This is a genomic window from Sphingobium sp. MI1205, assembly GCF_001563285.1.
Classification (GTDB): domain Bacteria; phylum Pseudomonadota; class Alphaproteobacteria; order Sphingomonadales; family Sphingomonadaceae; genus Sphingobium.
This window is the reverse complement of record NZ_CP005188.1, coordinates 808645-827913: the sequence shown is the minus strand read 5'-3', so window position 1 is coordinate 827913 and position 19269 is coordinate 808645. Positions and strand designations below refer to the sequence as shown.

16 protein-coding genes, 1 tRNA gene and 2 pseudogenes are annotated in these 19269 nt (G+C 60.6%); 9 read left to right on the top strand and 10 right to left on the bottom strand.

Going from position 1 to position 19269, the window contains the following annotated elements; genetic code table 11:
• Positions 1-174: 174 nt before the first annotated feature.
• A pseudogene (locus K663_RS03965) lies at positions 175-805 on the bottom strand (tyrosine-type recombinase/integrase).
• 340 nt (positions 806-1145) lie between these two features.
• Positions 1146-2333: an MFS transporter gene (locus K663_RS03960; protein ID WP_062114353.1), complete on the bottom strand. Its 1188-nt coding sequence runs from the start codon at positions 2331-2333 to the stop codon at positions 1146-1148.
• A 106-nt stretch (positions 2334-2439) separates the two neighbouring features.
• Between K663_RS03960 and K663_RS03955 the strand changes: the two genes are divergently transcribed.
• Positions 2440-3342, top strand: coding sequence for a LysR family transcriptional regulator (locus K663_RS03955; RefSeq protein ID WP_062114350.1), 903 nt, complete (start codon positions 2440-2442; stop codon positions 3340-3342).
• 353 nt (positions 3343-3695) lie between these two features.
• On the opposite strand, the gene K663_RS25065 is transcribed toward K663_RS03955, so the two are convergent.
• On the bottom strand, positions 3696-3824 hold the full coding sequence (locus K663_RS25065) for a hypothetical protein (protein ID WP_256382206.1): 129 nt from the start codon (positions 3822-3824) through the stop codon (positions 3696-3698).
• On the opposite strand from K663_RS25065, the gene K663_RS03950 reads away from it, so the two are divergent.
• A complete protein-coding gene (locus K663_RS03950; protein WP_235589514.1) occupies positions 3825-5351 on the top strand; it encodes a diguanylate cyclase in 1527 nt (508 codons plus the stop codon).
• Positions 5352-5669: 318 nt separating this feature from the next.
• The gene (locus K663_RS03945; protein ID WP_062120284.1) at positions 5670-6062 is read left to right on the top strand and encodes a winged helix-turn-helix domain-containing protein; all 393 of its coding nucleotides are present in this window, start codon (positions 5670-5672) and stop codon (positions 6060-6062) included.
• 3 nt (positions 6063-6065) lie between these two features.
• On the opposite strand, the gene K663_RS03940 is transcribed toward K663_RS03945, so the two are convergent.
• Complete coding sequence (locus K663_RS03940; protein WP_062114344.1) at positions 6066-7055, bottom strand: cytochrome-c peroxidase; 990 nt, start codon at positions 7053-7055, stop codon at positions 6066-6068.
• A gap of 23 nt (positions 7056-7078) precedes the next feature.
• Complete coding sequence (locus tag K663_RS03935) at positions 7079-7606, bottom strand: hypothetical protein (RefSeq protein WP_062114341.1); 528 nt, start codon at positions 7604-7606, stop codon at positions 7079-7081.
• Positions 7607-7711: 105 nt separating this feature from the next.
• Between K663_RS03935 and K663_RS03930 the strand changes: the two genes are divergently transcribed.
• Both K663_RS03930 and K663_RS03925 read left to right on the top strand, forming a co-directional pair.
• Positions 7712-9778: a TonB-dependent receptor plug domain-containing protein gene (locus K663_RS03930; protein ID WP_235589513.1), complete on the top strand. Its 2067-nt coding sequence runs from the start codon at positions 7712-7714 to the stop codon at positions 9776-9778.
• A gap of 213 nt (positions 9779-9991) precedes the next feature.
• Positions 9992-10624, top strand: coding sequence for a tyrosine-type recombinase/integrase (locus K663_RS03925; protein WP_062114334.1), 633 nt, complete (start codon positions 9992-9994; stop codon positions 10622-10624).
• 204 nt (positions 10625-10828) lie between these two features.
• Here the strand turns inward: K663_RS03925 and K663_RS03920 are convergent, their stop codons facing one another.
• The 3 genes and pseudogenes from K663_RS03920 to K663_RS03915 all read right to left on the bottom strand — a co-directional run bounded on the left by K663_RS03920 (position 10829) and on the right by K663_RS03915 (position 13796).
• On the bottom strand, positions 10829-12388 hold the full coding sequence (locus K663_RS03920; RefSeq protein ID WP_062114332.1) for a DUF389 domain-containing protein: 1560 nt from the start codon (positions 12386-12388) through the stop codon (positions 10829-10831).
• A 175-nt stretch (positions 12389-12563) separates the two neighbouring features.
• Positions 12564-12756 (bottom strand): annotated as a pseudogene (locus tag K663_RS23210) (Na+/H+ antiporter NhaA); the annotation flags it as partial.
• A 584-nt stretch (positions 12757-13340) separates the two neighbouring features.
• Complete coding sequence (locus K663_RS03915; protein ID WP_235589512.1) at positions 13341-13796, bottom strand: carboxymuconolactone decarboxylase family protein; 456 nt, start codon at positions 13794-13796, stop codon at positions 13341-13343.
• A gap of 169 nt (positions 13797-13965) precedes the next feature.
• On the opposite strand from K663_RS03915, the gene K663_RS03910 reads away from it, so the two are divergent.
• Genes K663_RS03910 through sigJ form a run of 3 tightly spaced genes read left to right on the top strand, consistent with a single transcriptional unit; the run spans position 13966 to position 16038 of the window.
• Positions 13966-14727, top strand: coding sequence for an SDR family oxidoreductase (locus tag K663_RS03910; RefSeq protein WP_062120278.1), 762 nt, complete (start codon positions 13966-13968; stop codon positions 14725-14727).
• On the top strand, positions 14724-15152 hold the full coding sequence (locus K663_RS03905) for a hypothetical protein (protein ID WP_062114329.1): 429 nt from the start codon (positions 14724-14726) through the stop codon (positions 15150-15152). Before K663_RS03910 ends, K663_RS03905 begins: the two co-directional genes overlap by 4 nt.
• A gap of 58 nt (positions 15153-15210) precedes the next feature.
• Positions 15211-16038, top strand: coding sequence for an RNA polymerase sigma factor SigJ (gene sigJ / locus K663_RS03900; RefSeq protein WP_235589511.1), 828 nt, complete (start codon positions 15211-15213; stop codon positions 16036-16038).
• A gap of 167 nt (positions 16039-16205) precedes the next feature.
• On the opposite strand, the gene K663_RS03895 is transcribed toward sigJ, so the two are convergent.
• Together K663_RS03895 and K663_RS03890 are read right to left on the bottom strand one after the other, a co-directional pair.
• Positions 16206-17423, bottom strand: coding sequence for a tyrosine-type recombinase/integrase (locus tag K663_RS03895; RefSeq protein ID WP_062114326.1), 1218 nt, complete (start codon positions 17421-17423; stop codon positions 16206-16208).
• Positions 17424-17587: 164 nt separating this feature from the next.
• Positions 17588-17663 (bottom strand) — tRNA-Thr (locus K663_RS03890).
• A gap of 185 nt (positions 17664-17848) precedes the next feature.
• Between K663_RS03890 and K663_RS03885 the strand changes: the two genes are divergently transcribed.
• The gene (locus tag K663_RS03885; protein WP_062114323.1) at positions 17849-19120 is read left to right on the top strand and encodes a PAS domain-containing protein; all 1272 of its coding nucleotides are present in this window, start codon (positions 17849-17851) and stop codon (positions 19118-19120) included.
• Positions 19121-19269 lie beyond the last annotated feature (149 nt).

The following is a 19269-nucleotide window of genomic DNA, read 5'->3' as shown; positions in this document are numbered from 1 at the left end:
TTCGGCGGATCGCGGGGGCGTGCCCATCACTGTTGCTGATGCCGCGCCCCGTTTCTTGTTTTCTGAATGACCACTTCCTGACCCCCACTATTGATCTGGGAATGTCAGGAAGTGGCGCCTGGCCGACGCAATTTCGCCACTGGCTCCTCGCAAATGCGAGAGCCAGAGCAGAATTTAAATTTCTGTGCCTTCTGCCAAAGTCAAGGCGTCCTCTACATCGACCCCGAGATACCTGACCGTACTCTCGATCTTCGTATGGCCAAGCAGAATTTGGACGGCGCGGAGGTTTCCGGTCGCCTTGTAGATGATCGATGCCTTCGTCCGCCTCAGAGAATGCGTGCCATAATCCTCGCTCGGCAGGCCGATCCCCGTTACCCACTCATCCACTAGGCGAGCCTATTGGCGGGTGCTCATATGGGTCGAATGATCGGTGCGGCTCGGGAAGGCATAATCCTCCAGGTATCCGCCCCGCAATTCCAACCACCGGAGCAAGCTGGCGCGAGCATCGTCCATCAGCTCGAACTGAACCGGTCGCCCGGCCTTCTGTTGAACGACGATCGCCCACGACCGAACCTTCCGGTCACAAACGATGTCGCCGATCCTGATCTTTACCAGGTCACAGCCGCGCAACTTACTGTCGATGGCGAGATCAAAAAGCGCCCGATCCCGAATGCGCCCATGCTGATCAAGAAAGAAGCGGATTGCCCAGATCTGACGGGGCTTTAGCGCGCTTCGCGCCGACTTTCCGCCCCGCATTCCATGCTACTCGCTCGCGTGCGGCGGGATCAAATTCCGATAATCCCATGACACTTCTCCTGGGGCCACGATGGCCCGGGGGAAGAACGCTCGAAGGGATGTCGACCCATTTCCGTCACCAGCCTGCACCTGAACAAATGGCAGCTATTGGTGAGCCAGTTGACAATGCTGAACGGCGGCTCTGTCGGCGGCAGCGATCGACAACGCGGGCAACCCTGAATGGCCGGTGTTAGCGCAAACCGACTTTCCGGGTGCTGCATCGGAACGACGTGAGTTGGGTCGACACCTGCCGGATTAGCGGACGGTCTGCACGTGGGAAGCGGGATTTGAGCGCTGAGCGGCCGGGAAGGGTCGGTATCCGAAGCCAATTCTTGGGACTTAACGGCCGTTCAGGGCTGATTGCATGTTTCTGCAAAGCGGTCGCTCATATTTCGCTCGTTCTTGATGGCGAGAAGAACGGCGATCAGCCCCACCGCGGATGTTACTGCCCCGGCGACGGCCACGGCAGGCAAGCCTATTCCGCCGGCGATGACGCCACCACCCAGCGCGGCGCCGAACGCATTGCCGAGGTTGAACGCGCCAATGTTTACGGCCGAAGCGAGGTTGGGGGCGTCGGCCGCCGCGGACATAACCCGCACCTGCAACGGCGGGACGAGCGCGAAACTTGCCACGCCCCACAGGAAGATCAGCACCGCGCTCGGGCCGGCATAGGGCATCAGCACGGCAAAGAGGAGAAGGATCACGGTGAGGCCAGCCAGCGTCACGGCGAGCGTCAAATCCACCGATCGGTCGGCGAAGCGGCCGCCGAGCCAGTTTCCGACCGTAAGGCCGACCCCATATGTGACGAGCATGGCCGTCACGAAGCCCAGCGAGGCGTGGGTCACGTCGCGCAGGATCGGCACGATATAAGTGAAAACCGTGAACATCGCGCTCGATCCCACAACCGTGAGCGCGAGAGCCCCCAGCACGACCGGGCGGGTCAGCACCCGCAGTTCCGCCAGCGCGTTGTCGCTTGTGGCGACTGGCAGTGGTGGCAAGGTGAAGCGCAGCGCAGCCATCGTTGCGACGCCAAGGCCGGCAATGCCCCAGAAGGACGCGCGCCATCCGGCATGCTCGCCCGCCCAGGTCGCGAGCGGCACGCCGACGACATTGGCGATGGTGAGCCCCATGAACATCGCGGCGACCGCGCCTGCCTGCCGGTTGGGCGGCACGAGGCTCGCCGCCACGATCGATCCGACACCGAAGAAGGCGCCGTGATTGAAGGACGTGAGCAGGCGTGCAACGAGCAGCATACCATAGCTGCCCGAAATCGCCGCAAGCAGGTTGCCGAGCGTGAAGATGGCGGCGAGGCCGATGAGCAGCGTGCGGCGCGGGATTTGTCCGGTCGTCAGCGTCATCAGCGGCGCGCCGATCATCACGCCCAGCGCATAGGCGCTGATCAGCAGCCCGGCGCTGGGAATCGAGACGCCCAGATCGGCGGCGATGACGGGTAGCAGACCCATGGGCGCGAACTCGGTCACGCCGATACCGAAGGCGCCGATCGACAGCGCGATAATTCCTGGATTGAACTTGCTCATGAAGTGACCCTCGACGCGCGCCGGCTACGGCGCCTACTATATGCACGCATAAATGATTGATCATGACTGCCTCCAGTAGGCGGCTTGGACGCGAAGGATTTTTGCAATGGATGCAAAACTGCTCGGGGCGGATCGTGCACGCGCGCTGGCCCTGTTCACCACGGTGGTGGATCATGGTAGTTTCTCCGCCGCTGGACGTGTGCTGGATCTGAGCCCATCGGCGGTCAGTCGCGCCATCGACCGGATCGAGGAGCGGCTGGGGGTAAGGCTACTGCTGCGTTCGACGCGCGCCTTGTCACCCACTGCCGAAGGGCAGGCCTATCTTCAGGCGGCGCGCCGCATACTGCTCGACCTCGATGAGGCGGAGCAGCAGATCGCCGATCAGGGTGCCCCGCGCGGGCGCTTGCGGATCAGCGCGGCGCTTTCACATGGCCGGCTCTGCATCGTGCCGCTGCTGGGCGACTTCGCGGCGCTTTACCCGCATATCCTGATCGACATTGCCCTCACCGATACGCTTATCGATATTTCCGCCGGTAAAGCGGACGTCGCCGTGCGCTTCGGCCCGCTGGCGGACAGCACGCTGACTGCGCGAAAGCTCGGAGAGACGCGCCGTGTCATCGTTGCCTCGCCGGACTATCTCGATCGTAAGGGCACGCCGTTGGTGCCCGAGGATCTGCATCATCACGAATGTCTCAATTTCAACTTTCGCCGTGCCGAACCGGTCTGGCCGTTCCGGCGCGATGGAATGGATTTCGCGCTGAGCGTGAAGGGTAGCATAGAGGCGAACAACGGCGAAACCCTTGGGCAGCTTGCCGCAAACGGCGCCGGCATTGCCCGCGTCGGCGCGTTCAGCGTGGTCGATGAGATCGCGCAGGAGCGTCTGGTCCCAATCCTGGAGGACTATAATCCGGGCGATGTGGAGCAGATCCACGCCGTGTTTGTCGGCGGGACGAATACGCCGGCACGGGTGCGGGCCTTTGTCGATTTCCTTGCCGACAAGCTAAGATAACGGATCAATCGAGGGAATGATCACGACTTCGCTCGCCGACTAAGCAGTGGTTCCATCAGCCTTCCATAATCTGATAGCAGCTCTTCATTCCTCCCCGTTCTGGTGCTCCTTCACGTTGGAGATAAGATGCGCTACCGTCCGTAAAATATAGTGCTTCAGAATTAACCTTTAGGAAGCTGCTGGCGCGTTAATTCCAGTGGATGCGTTTATCTACGATAACCAACTGGGCCTATGGTGCCACTGTCGCGCTGACCATTGCATCCGGCATCACCATGCTGCTTGCGTCTCAGGCGCAGGATGACGAGCGGGCTGCGGTTGCGCAGCGATACCAGCTCGACCACGCCACTTCCAAATTAGGCGCGGATGTCTTCGCTCTCACGGATCATGCGCGGCAATATCTGAATACGGGTGATCCGACCTATCTCATCCTGTATCGTCGCGACCTCGCCGCTCTCGGGGCGATTGAGAACCGCATTCGTCATTTGGGTGACGCCGGCGCAAGCATCGATGAACTCAGCACATTGAAGGAAGCGATCCGCTGGGCAGACACGCTTCACGACGAGCAGCGTGAAGCACTGGTGGCCCATGACCGGGGTGATGAAGCGCGTGCGCGCCAGATACTGTTCGGCGCTGAATATGAGCGTGAGCTGGATCGCGCCGAGTCAATGATTGAGCGCTTCCAATACCAGCTGGATCAGCGCACCCAAAACGAGATCGCCACCGCGACGCAACTCGCTCGGCTTTGGCGTACCACCTCGGAGATCGTGCTGGGTATAACAGGCCTGCTGTTTCTCTGTGTTCTCTACTTTGTCTTCAAACAACGCGTGCTTCGCCCGGTGGTGCGCCTCAGCGACGTCGTAAGCCGGCTCGCCGCGCAAGATTATGCCGTCGAGCCACCGACCTACACGGAAATCGACGAAATCGGCGATATGGCCCAGGCGATTCGGGTGTTCCGCGAAAATGGTATCGAGCGGCAAAGGCTTGAGGAGGAGCGCAACGCCGATCTTGCCGTGCGCGACCTGTTGGCTCGGATGACCCAGCGCATGCAGGGCTGCGACACGCTGCTTGATCTGACCGAGGTTGTCAGACGGTTCGTACCCGAGATTGCGCCTGAACTCGCCGGCAAGCTTTATCTTGTTGAACACGAGCGCAATTCAATCGTGGAATCTTGCGGCTGGCTGGATCCCCAATATTCCCGCACGGAATTTTTTCCGCATGACTGCTGGGCATTGCGCCGCGGCCTGCCCCATAGCCCTGCGGGCGACAGCATCGATGTGCCCTGCGATCATCTCGAGCTTCACGAGGCCGCGCTCCTGAACACGCTCTGCCTGCCCCTAACGGCACAGCGCGAAACGCTCGGCCTGCTCTATTTTGAGCCGCGTGCGAATATGGCCGGGAACCTGCCGACTCTGGAGATCTATCTTCGCATGCTGGCGGAAAACATCGCGCTTGCGCTGGCTAATCTTCGCCTGCGTGATGCATTGCGCCGAATGGCGCTCGCCGACCCGCTTACCGGGCTCGCCAACCGCCGTCATCTTGACACCGTGCTGGACGTACAACTCGCCGAGGCGCAGCGGCGCGGGGCGCCAATCAGCTGCCTGATGCTCGACGTTGATCATTTCAAGCGCTTCAACGACCAATATGGTCATGACGCGGGGGATGCGGTCTTGCGCGAAGTGGGCGCCGTGCTGAGCAGCGCGACCCGCGAGGCCGGCCACGCGTTTCGCTATGGTGGTGAGGAGTTCCTATTATTGTTGCCCGCCTTCACGTCGGACCAGGCCGCCGCACGAGCCGAAGACATTTGCCAGCGGATCGGGCGGCTTCATCTTACACACGCGGGCTCTGAGCTGGGCGCGATAACGGCGTCCATCGGCATCGCGTGCGTTCCGGAACATTGTTCTGCCGAGCGCTTGATCCAAACGGCTGACGCGGCCTTGTTGCGAGCGAAGGCACTGGGACGCGATAGGATCGTGACCGCCACACATCGGGAGCAGCAGAGCGCAGCTTAACTGCCTCGTTATCGATACTCAGTGTCGGTTTGGCCGTCGTGCAGCGATCGGCCAAATTGCTACGACCAGGGTGGGTGGTTAGGGAACTGGCGGCTTGCGATAGGGAACTCCACCGCGCTTGGGGCATTCCTGTCGTTCCAAACAGACCCCTAATGCGTCGGCTTCCAGAGGAGTCCGTCATTGACGGGCAAAGCCGTTGGATTTCATGTGTTTTTCATCGCCTGACCGCGTCCGACCTTGAACCAATCGAAATTTGTACCGAAAGCATCGATGGAGGCATGCTTCCTTGAAGGCGGCCGATCAAATGGGTGGATCATGATCAGGTGCGGACAACTCAAGCTCAAAGCTCAGATTTTCTGTGGTGATGAACCCGCAATCGGCCCGGGAAAGGCGGATTTGCTCGACGCTATCGATCGAGAAGGCTCGATCTCGGCGGCGGGTCGGGCAATGGGCTTGAGCTACCGTCGCGCTTGGCTGCTGGTCGATAGCATGAACCGTTGTTGGATCGAACGACTTGTAGAGACAACAGCTGGCGGTGGAGCCACCAAGGGAGCGCGATTGACCGAATGTGGACGGGAAGTTCTCGTTGCTTACCGGGCGCTTGAGCAACAGCTTGTCGATGCCGCCGCGCAGGCCCCCCTTGAAGCACTGACAGCGCTTCTGCGGGAAGCACCACAGCCAGCGAATGGGCCTGCGCCTTCAAATGCCTGACGATCAGAGACGCTTGCCACATGCCTTTGACGGCAAGGCGAAGCGTTTATCCGTGATGAAACGTTGGTCGGTCAATTGATCCAGGAACGCGATGAGGTCGCTCCTGTCGCGTTCTGACAACGTAGCTCCTGCATCATGCCGGCGGAGTGCATCTACCAACGTCGACGCGCTACCGTCATGCATATAGGGTGCCGTCAGCGCGATGTTTCGCAAACTTGGCGTACGGAACTTCCCATCGTCCGTCGTAGAACCCGTCACTTCGCCCAGTCCCAGATCGACCTTCGACTGTTGGGCGGCGAGCGCATGATAATTATCATCGCTGAAATTGGGACCCGAGTGGCAGTTCGCGCAGCCGCCGCGTCCCATAAAGAGCTCGTAGCCCCGCTGAGCCTCCGCTGAGATCGCGTCCATCCGGCCCCGTTTATAGCGATCGAACGACGTGTCGAACGCAATCATCGTCCGCTGGAAGGTCGCGAGCGCCATCGCCACGCCCGCCAAATCAATCTTGCCTCTACGCTCAGAAAACGCGTCCGCGAACATCTGGAAATAACAATGATCGCGGCCAAGCCGCGTGCCGATCTCGGCTTCTTTGCCTGCCATGCCCATTTCCACGGGCTGCGCCCCCAGCACCGGTACGGCTACCTGTGCCTCCAGCGTTGTCAGGCGCGGATCGGCCCAAGTCAGCCTCGCAGAATAACCAACGTTGGCCAGACCAGGGACGTTGCGACGACCAGGGTCGCCGTGGACACCAGGGCGTGTTGCGTTGTCGTCTGCAAAGCCATGTTTCTGTTCATGACAGGTCGCACACGACATGGTGCCGTTGATTGACAGGTCCGCGTCATAGAATAGCCGTCGTCCCAGCTCCACTTTGGCGGCGGTGATGGGATTGTCAGCAGGGACTGTCGGGGGCGCAATACCGGATGGCAAAGTCCATCGCCATTCTGCAGGCCGCACCGCCGCCATCGTGAAGATGGCGACCACCAGGCCCGCCATTGACGTTGCAACCCGCGCATCCGTCAGGGCAGCTGTACGATCATGATTGGCAGGGTCGGTTCCCCGTTCGCAGCGACCTGCAAGGTGTAGCGTCCAGGCGTCAGCTGAAAATCCACCATCTTGCGAATGCCCGAGCAGTCGGGACCATGACCATGCGCGGTGGAGGTTAGCGCTGTCTTGCCCTTCAAAACATCGATCCATGCGCCAGAACCTAGCGCTACTCTGTAGGTGCCCGCGCGAGGAACCGTGAAATTGAACAGGCCACCATAGCTTGCCGAACCACCGGGCTTTTCGGGCCGTACAAGATAATGAACATCGCCGGTCGATTTTAGCGTCGCGTCAACACCCGTCCCGATGCCGAGCGTTGCGGCACCAAGGTCTCCAGCCTTGCTGGCTGCCGCCGTCGGCTGACGTGACGACCACCCTGCAAGCTCGGGCGGCAAGGACGTTGGGCTTGTGGCCCAACTCTTGCCAGCTTCCTGGGCATTGGCGTCCGACAACGGCAACACCAGCGCGATTCCGATCAATGCTGCGACAAGAGCTTCGCGCATACCGCTTCTCCTCCAAACCAAGTGATATATATGGCCATATATAGCGAGTCGCCAAGGCACAATGCTGGCGCACGCTGATGGGGGATTACGATGCGATTTCTGACGATGCTGGCCATGACCACGGCGATTGTCACCACACAGGCGCACGCCCAAAGCATAGACAGCGCGGCGCCTACCGACGGCACTTTCACGCTAGGTCAAATCATCGTAACTGCGCCACGGCCCGAGGGCATCGCGATCGGTCAAACGACACTTTCATCTGACGCCATCTATACTTTCAATCGCAACACGCTTGATGAAGCTGTCAACCTGATGCCTGGCGTGTCGTCCTCGAACAGTGGCGGTTCGCGCAACGAACGGCTGATCTTCGTTCGGGGCTTTGACCGGTTCCAAGTGCCGCTCTCACTGGACGGTATTCGCGTCTATCTGCCTGCAGACAACCGGCTCGACTATGGTCGTTTCCTGACCCCCGACATTGCCGAGGTTCAGGTCGCCAAGGGCTATGCCTCCGTTCTTGACGGACCCGGCGCGATGGGCGGTGCGGTTAATCTCGTGACACGCAAGCCGACCAAGGCGCTTGAGGCCGAAGTTCGCGGCACCCTCAGCTTTGATCGCGGTGCCGATTATGCAGGCTATAATGTTTTCGCCCTGCTCGGGACCAAACAGGACCGATGGTATGCGCAGGCTTCCTACACACGCAACTTTCAGGATCATTGGGACTTGGCTGGTGGCTACACGCCAACACCCGGCTCAGCCGAGGATGGCGGCGCGCGCGACTTCTCGCGTACCCGCGACTGGCGGGTAAATGCAAAGTTCGGCTTCACGCCCAACGATACCGATGAATATTCGATCAGCTACACCAGGCAGGAGGGCGCCAAGAACGCGCCGCTCCACGTCACTGATGGCGTCGCAACCCAACGCAATTGGAACTGGCCTTACTGGAATATCGAAAGCGTCTATTTTCTTTCGACCACGGCACTTGGTGACTGCGCGACTTTGAAAACGCGAGCCTATGTCAATAGCTTCGACAATCTGCTTCGTTCGTTCGACAACCGCACGCAGACTACGCAAACGCTTGGTCGCGCCTTCAACAGCTATTATGCCGACAAGGCTTGGGGCGGCTCCGCCCAGCTCGATGTCGATTTGACTGATGCCGACCGGTTCAGTCTGGCCGCGCACTATCGGCGCGATAAGCATGTTGAGTGGCAGCAGGGCTTCCCTTCTGGCTTCACTGAACCAGGCCAGACGAATGTGGAAGACACCTACTCCATAGCGGCTGAGAACCGCTTGGCGCTCTTGCCAAAATTGTCCTTCATTGTCGGCGCAAGCTATGATTGGCGAGATCTCAAGCAAGCCGAGGAATATGGCACTCCGCCGACGGGTGGCGCTGCCCGCATTTTCAGCTATCCGCTGCGCAATGCGAGCGCATTCAACGGTCAAGGCCAACTTCTTTGGACGCCTGACGCAGACACCGGCATCCACGCCAGCATATCGTCGCGGGCGCGCTTCCCCACTATTTTCGAACGATTTAGCACTCAATTTGGCACCGCCGCATCGAACCCCGATCTGAAAGCAGAACGTGCCACCAATTATGAAATAGGCGGTTCTCGCCAATTCGGACCGCTGCGGGCGGAAGGCGCAGTTTTTTACAGCGACATCAGCGATGCGATCGTATCGGTACGTCCCGCTGGCTTCCCCGCCAATTCCACCCAGCGGCAAAATCTCGGTAGTGCCGAATATTATGGTGCAGAACTGGCACTAACCGCCCGCCTGAACCAGACGCTCGAACTTGGAGCAAACTATACCTATACGCACCGCTCCTTCGATATTGGCACGCCCGCCGCAGGTACGGTGGTTCCTGTATTTCGACTAACCGACGTGCCGACGCATAAAGGCTTCATCTATGCCTCATGGTCACCCATTCGCGCCCTTAACATCGTTCCGAGTGTGGACATCGCCTCGGATCGCACCACTGTAAGTACCGCGTCGCCCCGGGTTTATTATCGCACGGGCAGCTACGTGCAGGCCAATCTCAGGATTGACTATACGCTGCTGAACGGAGTCGAGATCGGTGTTGGCGCCCGAAATCTGTTCGATGACAACTATACGTTGACGGGTGGGTTTCCTGAGCCAGGGCGCAGCTTGTTCGTGAGTATCAGGGCGAGATATTAGAAGAAGAGGCGCAGTCCGTCAGTAGTGAGGCTGCTTATCGCACGACGTGCGATAAGCAGGGGACAAAATCCTGTACGGCAGGTTCCGACGGAACCGGTCATTCACACGCCTGCACCGGAAGGCTTAAGCTGGTCGACAGTAGCCTCGCAGCTTTTGCACGCATTGAGCCCGGAAGGTTCTTCAGATGGCCATTGCGTTCATTGGAGAACAATCATGGAGATGTCTGAAACGGAACCCACTGCCACCAAGCGTCAGGTTTGGAATGCTGGAAGGACCGCAGGCGCCAAGCGCGCTCTGAAACCGAAACAAATATGGGAGATCCGATTCTACCTCAATCAGCAGCGGCGCTTGCGAGACCGGGCGCTGTTCGATCTGGCGATCGACAGCAAGCTCCGCGGTTGCGATCTCGTCGGGATGAAAATCGGCGACCTTGTCAGCGGTGGACAGATCCGGACACGCGCAATCGTGATGCAGCAAAAGACAGATCGACCTGTTCAGTTCGAACTGCTGCCGGACGCCCGTACCAGCCTATTGGCATGGCTTGAGCGCCGGGGCGGCACGGTGGACGATTATGTCTTTCCCAGTCGGGTGGATCACAAGGGCCATCTCAGCACCCGCCAGTATGCCAGGCTCGTAGATGAATGGGTGACGGGGGTAGGTCTGATGCGAAGCGAATATGGCACACACTCCCTTCGCCGAACGAAGGCATCGATCATCTACAGGGCGACCGGCCACCTACGTGCCGTTCAAATCCTTCTCGGCCATAGCAAGATCGAGAACACAGTGCGCTATCTCGGAATCGATGTGGAAGACGCGCTTGCCCTCGCCGAGAACACCGAAATCTAACCCATAGGCTCCTCGTCTACCCGACGAGGAGCCAACCGCGCAACCCGTCGGACCAGACCGCCGTTCGCCGCTTCTTCGCCAAACGGCAGCTTTCGACGGGACCGGCCACGTCATCTGAAGAGGTGCATGCCCGAAGGCGTTAGAAGCGCCATAAGTTCTGAGGTGGAGCCGGTTTTCTGGACAGGTCGCTCATCACGCCGCCGATCATGGGGAGACGGTTGTCGCCGAGGTGAGCCGGAAGCGTTGGGCACCCCCCGTTACCGGCGACACGGCCATGCCCTGATCGCGCAGCAGAGCTGCGATCGCCAGTGCGCGGCGCTGTGCCAGGCTAGGGCGCTCGGGAACCGCCTTGGGCAGGCCAGGCACATTCATCGCGCGGATGTTCCACCGCTTTGCTGCCCATGCGGAGACCAGCACCGCTTCACGCCCCTCGGTATCGAGCGTGTCGCTGTTATCCGCAAAGGCGATCTCGGGCAGCGGACCTTGGGGTGGCACAATCGTGACTTCCCAGTCCTTCACCTCCCTGCCCGCGCGTTCTTCAAGCGCGCGATATGTCGCGATCGAAGCACCGGGGAGCGGCGCGGCTGCGACGCTGGCACGGCGATGGTCGCGATCGATAGTGACTGCCTCGGGCTCGACGCCTGCGGCGAGTGCCAGCATCTGCGACAGTCCGGCAATCCGGGCGATTTCTGTAGCGGCGGCGTCGCCGGCTTGACGCAGTTCTTCGCGCTGCACGTCGATCGCTCCGGCGCCCGGTTCGAGCAGTACCTGGTCGAGTCGCAGGCGAACCGCCCGCCCCAGCCGTTGCTGCAGTTCTGCTTGCAGCGCGACGGTGCGCTGCGCTTTCGTACGCGGAGTGATCACCACCGAGCGCACTGCGATTGGCTCTGCGTCGAAGTTGACGTCGAGCTGAGTGACGCGCGCGTCTGAACCGAACCGATCATTCAGAAACGAGCGCACCTGCGTGACCGTAACGGCTTCGGTCGCGATCTGCTTGAGCGAGAAGCCGAGCGGAATCGCCATGGCGACGAACACGAGGATCAGGAGCACGGTCTGCGTCCAGCTCTGCTGGCTGGAGAGCGAATGGCCGAAGCCATAGAACCGCGCCATCACCGTAGCCGAGAGCGCAATGGTGACGAAGTTGGTTACAAAGAGTGCAAAGGCGCCGCCGAGTACCGGCATATTGCCGGTTGCGATGCCGTAGCCGACGACAGCGAGCGGCGGCATCAGCGCAGTGGCGATCGCAACGCCCACCACCGTGTCGCCGCGCCCGCGAATGATTGCGAAGGTTCCCGCCAGCGCGGCGAACAGAGCCACTACCAGATCGAAGAGATTGGGCCGGGTTCGCGCGATGATCTCGGCTGTCGCTGCCTGGAGCGGCGAGAGCAGCACAATGGTCGCCGTGAAGGCGACCGCGCACGCGGACCCCGCCGCAAGTGCGATCAGCGCGCGCCGCATTTCGGCGAAGTCAAACAGGGCGAGACTGAACCCGAGGCCCAGGATCGGGCTCATTAGCGGCGAGATGAGCATGGCACCGATCACCACGGCCGGGGACGAGAGCAGCAGGCCGAGCACCGCGATGCCCGCGGACATCATCGTCATGAACAGATAGCGGGGAGACCATACACTTTCGGCGACGATCCGCTCGATGATCGCTTCATGATCGACATTCCCGACCATGGCACGGCGCCACCAGCGATAGAGCGCCACATGTTCGAGCCGCGCTTCAGCCCTTTTTGAAAATGTCGTTCCCGTTTCCGTCATCTTGTCGAATAGTCCTTCAAGCTACCCTGAGTGTTTTTAACGGTCGTAAGCTTCTCGCCGCTATTCGCGCCTCCCGCGAATCGCAACACCCGGTAGCTCGGTATTCCGGGGAGCACCGTCCCGGCAAGAATTCCGATCTTGGCCTTCGTTTACAGCAGCAGCCTTGCGCGACGCCCCCGGCGTTGAAGGCGAGGTAGACGAGGCGCCGGCACGGCCTTGCCGCCTGCCGACGCGATGCAATGAATAACGCGGCGGGGCCAGGAAGATAGCTGACCATCCATTACCTCGCGTTTGATCTCCGGCCCGACTAGCAGGAAGAAGACCGCAATCAGCCCGTCGTTCACCCAGTGATGGAGCAAAAGCGACCCGATCTTTGAAACTGCCAAGAACAAACTCGGCCTCGACCACAACGAATGCCGACCATCAGAACCTAATCCGCTGGTTGATCCAGGAAGTTCGGCGGATCGCCAACAAGATTGCCCAGCGTCGCATCCAGTCTGCCTACATTATCGCTTGGTCATGCTGGAGACGAGCGCATCAAGCCGGCGCACGACGAACTCATATCAAATAATGCTAAATTTCATTCTGCCTATTCTCTATCGCTGCGGGAATCGAGCGAGCAGAGCGCAGCGCGAGGGCATGAAACCGGAGCCACCGCGCGCTCGCAGCGCTGTACGATGCCGTTATCCGCCCCGCTGCGGCCCATCGGGCGATAAATTTCACCCAAGAATTTATTCTTCCGCGCAATTGACACCGATTTCCGTTTGAACCGCTTCATATTGCCGAATATATCTAACTGAAACTTGCAAAATGGATGATTTTTGGATGGCTCATGTCTTTGTGGTGGGCGGCGCTGGCGGCCTTGGTCTCGCCGTGACCCAGATGCTGGTCGATCGCGGAGGTCGCGAGCCGTCGAAGGGGAAAGCAAAGGTTGCTCCCCCCTTTCGTGAGCCTATGGCTTCGCGGCGACGGGAAGGCGAAATGGCGCGCCAAGACGATTGAACGCGTTCATCGCCGCAATAACTAGCGTGAGATCGACCAAATCCTTTTCCGCAAAGGCGGCGGCAGCAGCCGCATACGCTTTGTCCGAAGCATGGGTCGAGCTGATGTTGGTCACTTCCTCGGCCCAGGCCAGCGCTGCTCGATACTGGTCGGAAAACAGGTGCGGCACCTCAGCCCAGACAGGGACCAGCGCGACCTTGTCGATCGCCATGGTCTTGAGCAGGTCACGAGTGTGCATATCGATGCAATGGGCGCACCCGTTGATTTGCGACACACGTAGGAACACCAGATGGATCAGCTCTTCGGGAAGATCCGTAGTCTTGGTCACATAATGATGGACTCCGAACAGGGCCTTGGCGCCTTCAGGAGCGATTTCCGACCAGTTCAAACGCTTCATATCGGTCATGCTTGCTCCTCGTCACCCGCGCCGGCCATCGGCGCTCGCTGACGTGACGAGGTAGGCCGGCGCATCGTGACATCATGGCGCCGATATTTTTCGTTCCCGCTGTCGTCCCATGTCACACCGGTGGCCGCCATCTCGTCATGCAGGCAGACACTTGCATCGGAGAATGGACATGAAGATCGTTATCATCGGTGGCACCGGGCTGATCGGCCGGCCGCTCGTCGGTCTGCTGCGAGCCGAGGGCCATGAGGTCGTCGTCGCTTCACCGAGCACCGGCATCGACGCGCTGACCGGCGCCGGCCTGGCGCAAGCGCTGACGGATGCCGCCGTCATGGTCGATGTCAGCAATGCCCCCTCGTTCGAGGACGCGGCCGCTCTCGCTTTCTTCCGCGGCACGACAACCAACTTGCTGGAAGCAGCACGGGACGCGGGATTGCGCCACGTCATCGCACTTTCGGTGGTGGGGACCGATCGTCTTCAGGCATCGGGTTATTTTCGCGCTAAGCTGGTTCAGGAGCAACTGATCGCCGCCGGCGGCATACCCTACACGATCGTCCGCGCCACGCAGTTCTTCGAGTTCCTATCCACCATCGCGGACGGCTACACGAGGGACAGCGCCGTGTATTTGCCACAGATTGCGCTCCAACCGGTCGCCGCAGCTGATGTCTCGGCCCTGCTTGCCAAGATCGCCACAGCTGCCCCGATCGGTGGCATCATCGAAGTGGCAGGACCGGAGCGCGCACCGCTGGCCGAGTTCACCGCCAGTTGGCTAGGCGCACGGGACGATCCACGCCGGATCAACGTCACCGCTGAACGTGACTATTTTGGCGCCCCCGCCAACGACGGCTCGCTTGTCCCGGATGAGAATCCACGGATCGCGCCCACGCGTTTCGATGAGTGGCTTGCCGCTCGCGCGCCGGAGAGCGCAGCATGAGCCGGAACCTTCCGCTCGCACTGGCCGCAGTGCTCGGTCTCGGGGCCGCCGCCAATGGCCTCTTCATGCTGATCTCACCTGCGAAATGGTACTTCGCGGTGCCGGGCGTCACCACGACCGGTCCATTCAACCAGCATTTCGTGCGTGACATCGGGTTGATCTTCCTGCTCGTCGCAACCGCGATGCTCGCAGGTGTTGCTCGGCCGGCGTCGCGCGTCCCTCTGTGGTCTGCCGCTGCCATCTGGCTTGCCGGCCATGCGCTGTTCCATTTCTGGGAGGTGGCGGTCGGCATCTGTGGGACGGGCGCGCTGGCTCAGGATTTTCCTGCGGTGACCTTACCAGCTATAGCGACGACCGCTCTTGCCCTCTGGGCCTGGCGCGATAACCAAGCATTGTCGGAGTGGGACACTCTTGCTGCACAGTGATGAACGTCTTGCGGATTTTGAGGCTGAGCGGCCCCGACTGCTTCGCCTTGGCTATCGGATGCTTGGCTCTCTCAGCGAGGCGGAAGATATCCTGCAGGAAGCGTGGCTGCGTTGGGCGGCAACGGTGCAGAGCGTTGACACGCCGGCAGCATATCTGACCCGCATTGTCACCCGCTTATGCCTCGATCAGCTCAAGTCCGCCCGGGTGCGCCGGGAGACCTATGTCGGTGCCTGGCTGCCTGAACCGTTGATGGGCACGACTGAGGAAGAGGAGACGATCGCCGACGACGTGACGCTCACACTGATGCTTGCAATGGAGCGCCTGTCCCCGCTGGAGCGTGCCGCCTTCCTGCTCCACGACGTGTTCGACATGGCGCTCACCGATGTCGCGAGGACATTGAGACGCGAGCCCGCCGCCGTCCGGCAGCTTGCCTCACGCGCACGCAGGCACGTACAGCATGCGCGACCGCGTTTCACCGTGGAGGCAACTGAGGCCGATCGGATCGCGCGCGCCTTCTTCGCTGCCGCCCGCGATGGTGACGCTGCCGCACTGTCTGCGATGCTGGCGCGCGATGTCGAAATACATTCCGATGGCGGCGGTAAGGTGATTGCCTTCCGCAATGTGGTGCGCGGGATCGAACGAGCGCTTCGCTTGTTCGCCGGGCTGCGTCGCAAGTACACGTCTGCGCCGACGCTGCTGCGCACCGCGACGATCAACGGCCTGCCCGGTTACGTCAGCATCGATCGTGGCGACGTGCTCCAGACGACCGCGCTCGACGTCCGCGATGGGCGCATCGCGGCGATCTATATAGTTCGTAATCCCGACAAGCTTCGTCATCTGGCGGCAGCTTTCGGCACAGACGGTCATCCACAGCACGGCCACTGAAGGTCGTGAATTGGTCGGGAGTCGACGCCGCGTGAACGTCAGTTATCCCCGCAGCCCGGCTATGAACCAGACAGACCACTAACGACCAGCTTCGCTATTCAATGCCCAAACACTGAAACAAGCGATGATACCAGAATGCGGGAACCGCATTTGGATCGCGCGCACGGTCATGCGCTCCCGAACTGTGGGTAAATAATTTCCGCGCCATCACGAAGTTGGTCAAGATGGTCAGACCACCATTGTGCCATTTTCACCCTTTCAGCCCAGTGAGCACCGCGATGGTAAGCGGCGCGCACATGATCGCGATCGCTATGAGCAAGAGCGCGCTCGATGGCGTCGGGGTGCCATAAGCCTGACTCATTGAGGAGGGTACTGGCAATGGCCCGAAACCCGTGCGATGTCATTTCATCGCTACCATAGCCCAATGTCCGCAAGGCGACATTGAGCGTATTCTCACACATTGGCCGCACCGACGTGTGGAGTGCGGGAAAGAGAAATTCTCCGCTGTTCTTCAGGGCTCGAAGCTTTTGAAGCAGGCCCATCACCTGGCGCGACAATGGGACGACATGGGCTTGGCCCATCTTCATTTTTGTGGCTGGGATACGCCATACAGCAGCGCCGAAATCAATTTCCGACCACTCTGCCTTGCGCAACTCTCCGGGGCGCAGAAAGACATGGGGGGCGAGCTGCAACGCTATCCTGGTCTCGATACGGCCGCTGTAGCTATCAATTGCACGCAACAGTTCCCCGACCTTTACCGGATCAAGCACTGCGGCATGATGTTTAACCTTGGGCGCTATCAACGCTCCTCGCAATATGTCAGCGGGGTTATGCTGGGCGCGGAGCGTGGAAACCGCATAACGAAATATGCGCCCCGAAAAAGCCCTCAGACGGTATGCGGTCTCGTGATGCCCCTTTCGCTCGAGCCGCTTCAACGCGGCAAGCAATTCGTGAGCTGTAACAGCTGCTACCGGACGTCGGCCTACATAGGGTTCTAAAAGATCGCGAAACCAGCGTGCCTTCTTGAGTGTTGCCGGGGATTTTCCCTCCAGTTCCATCTTCCTGATGTATTCGTCAGCTAACACTGTAAAGGTAGTTGCGGCAGCAATTTCGGCTTGCAGCTTCGCCTGGGCTTTAACGGCAACCGGGTCGATGCCGCCCGACAGTAACTCGCGCGCTTCTTCCAGCTTCTCCCGCGCCTCCTTGAGGCCGACGGCAGGATAGTGGCCCAGCGTGATCTTCTTCTCCACGCCATGGTACCGAAACTTGACTCGCCATATCAGCGACCCAGACGGCTGAACGGCGAGATACTGCCCTCTACCGTCGGCTACCTTATAAGCCTTTTCCCGCGGTTTGAGCGCATTGATCTGCACGATGGTAAGCATTGGGGGCCTCTATCCAGAATGATCGTTGAGGCCCCCAGATTCGAGCCCCCAAATCATCCGGATGAGGACGAACCAAGGCGGACGACACCGGAAAGCCGATGCCTCAATATACCAGTATTTCCGGGGTTTTTCGAGGATTTTCAGCCCCGTAGACGGGGGGATCCTGGTGCCGCTTACAGGACTCGAACCTGTGACCCCCGCATTACGAATGCGATGCTCTACCAACTGAGCTAAAGCGGCGTTCGGGGGCCAGATAACAGCGGTTGATGCATAGGACAAGCGGGCATTGCATCTTCGCGCATCACCATCGCCATGCCCATAGAGGGGGTCTTTTATCGGCCCTTCCGTTCTTCACGGCATATTTACCATCCGGTGGCAGTGTCGATTCTCAGGAAAGCTTTTCTTCTGGGTTAGGGACCGACCGGATGGACACTCTGCGGGGGCAGGAAATCTCCAGTGAACAGGATGATTTCGATTATGCCGACAGTCAGGCGATCGAAGCGCCGCCCAGCGTCGGCTCCGACGAACGCCGTATGCAGGTGCGCGCCTATAATTATTGGGCCTCATTGCTTGGTGACCGCGCCCTCCCGTCGATCGAGGATCTGTCCCCTGACCAGCTGGAAGATTTCGGCCCCAACAGCGTCCTCCTGGATTTCAGCACGGGGCTCGACAATCCGGCGGTCGTTTATCTCGGCACCGCGCTGCGCCGCGAGTGCGAGGTCACTGGCGCGATCCAGTTCATCAACGACGTCCCATCCCGCTCGCTGCTGTCGCGGCTGACGGACCATTATCTCCAGATCATCGCCAATGCCGCGCCGATCGGCTTCGAAGCCGGGTTCGTCAACCAACGCGGGGCGGACATACTCTATCGCGGCATTCTGATGCCCTTCTCTTCCGATGGCGAGACGATCGATTTCGTATTCGGCGTCATCAGTTGGAAGGAAATGGCGAGCCAGTCGGTCGCGGACGAACTTGGCCGAGAGGTCGATGCCGCCCTGCGCGGCAGCGCCCAGCCCCGCGACGTTGCGCCGATCTGGGCGGATGGCCCGGCGGCGGGCGAACAGGATACGCTGGACCTGGCCGGCATGGAAAGCCCAGCCGAGGACGCCCCGCTTGCCGACTGGCTGGCCCTTGCCCGCGACGGCGCGGAACAGGCCCGCACCAGCGAGGCGCGCACCCACACCGCGCTCTATCGCGCCATTGGCCTTGCCTATGACTTCGCGCTGATGAGTGACGCGTCGCCCGACGATTATGCGGAAATGCTGACCGATGCAGGCATCAAGGCACAAGCGCGCAGCCCGCTGACCGCCGTGGTCAAGCTGGTCTTCGGTTCCACCTATGACAAGACGCGCATCACCGAATATGCGACGGCGCTGGAACACGCGAAAGCCGCAGGGCTGGGCCTTGGCGCGCTGGGCGATTATCTCGGCCAATATCCCGGCGGGCTCAAGGCGCTGATCCGCGACGAGCGCGCCCAGCGCCGCGCCGCCTTGCCCCCCCGCCCCGATCCGCGCGACAGCGCCCGCGCCGCGCTGAAGTCCGCCGCGCCCATCGATCCTGTCGCCATTCCGACCGACGCCGATGGCCTCGCCGTAGTGATCGCGCGGCGGGAAGCGGACGGCACCATCGCGATTGTCGGCGCACTGCCCGACGGGTCGGACCTTGGCCAGCGGGTGATCGTTGCCGCTGCTGGCTGATCTCCACCGATCAGCACGAACCGCCGCTCCGGCCTTTCAGAACGGGATCATCCCCCGGCCCCGGCTGTTAGTCCTCGGGAACCGGCTCTGACGCACCGCGCCCTCATTATATTTCTGACCGACGTAACTTTATTCCCACCACCATGTTG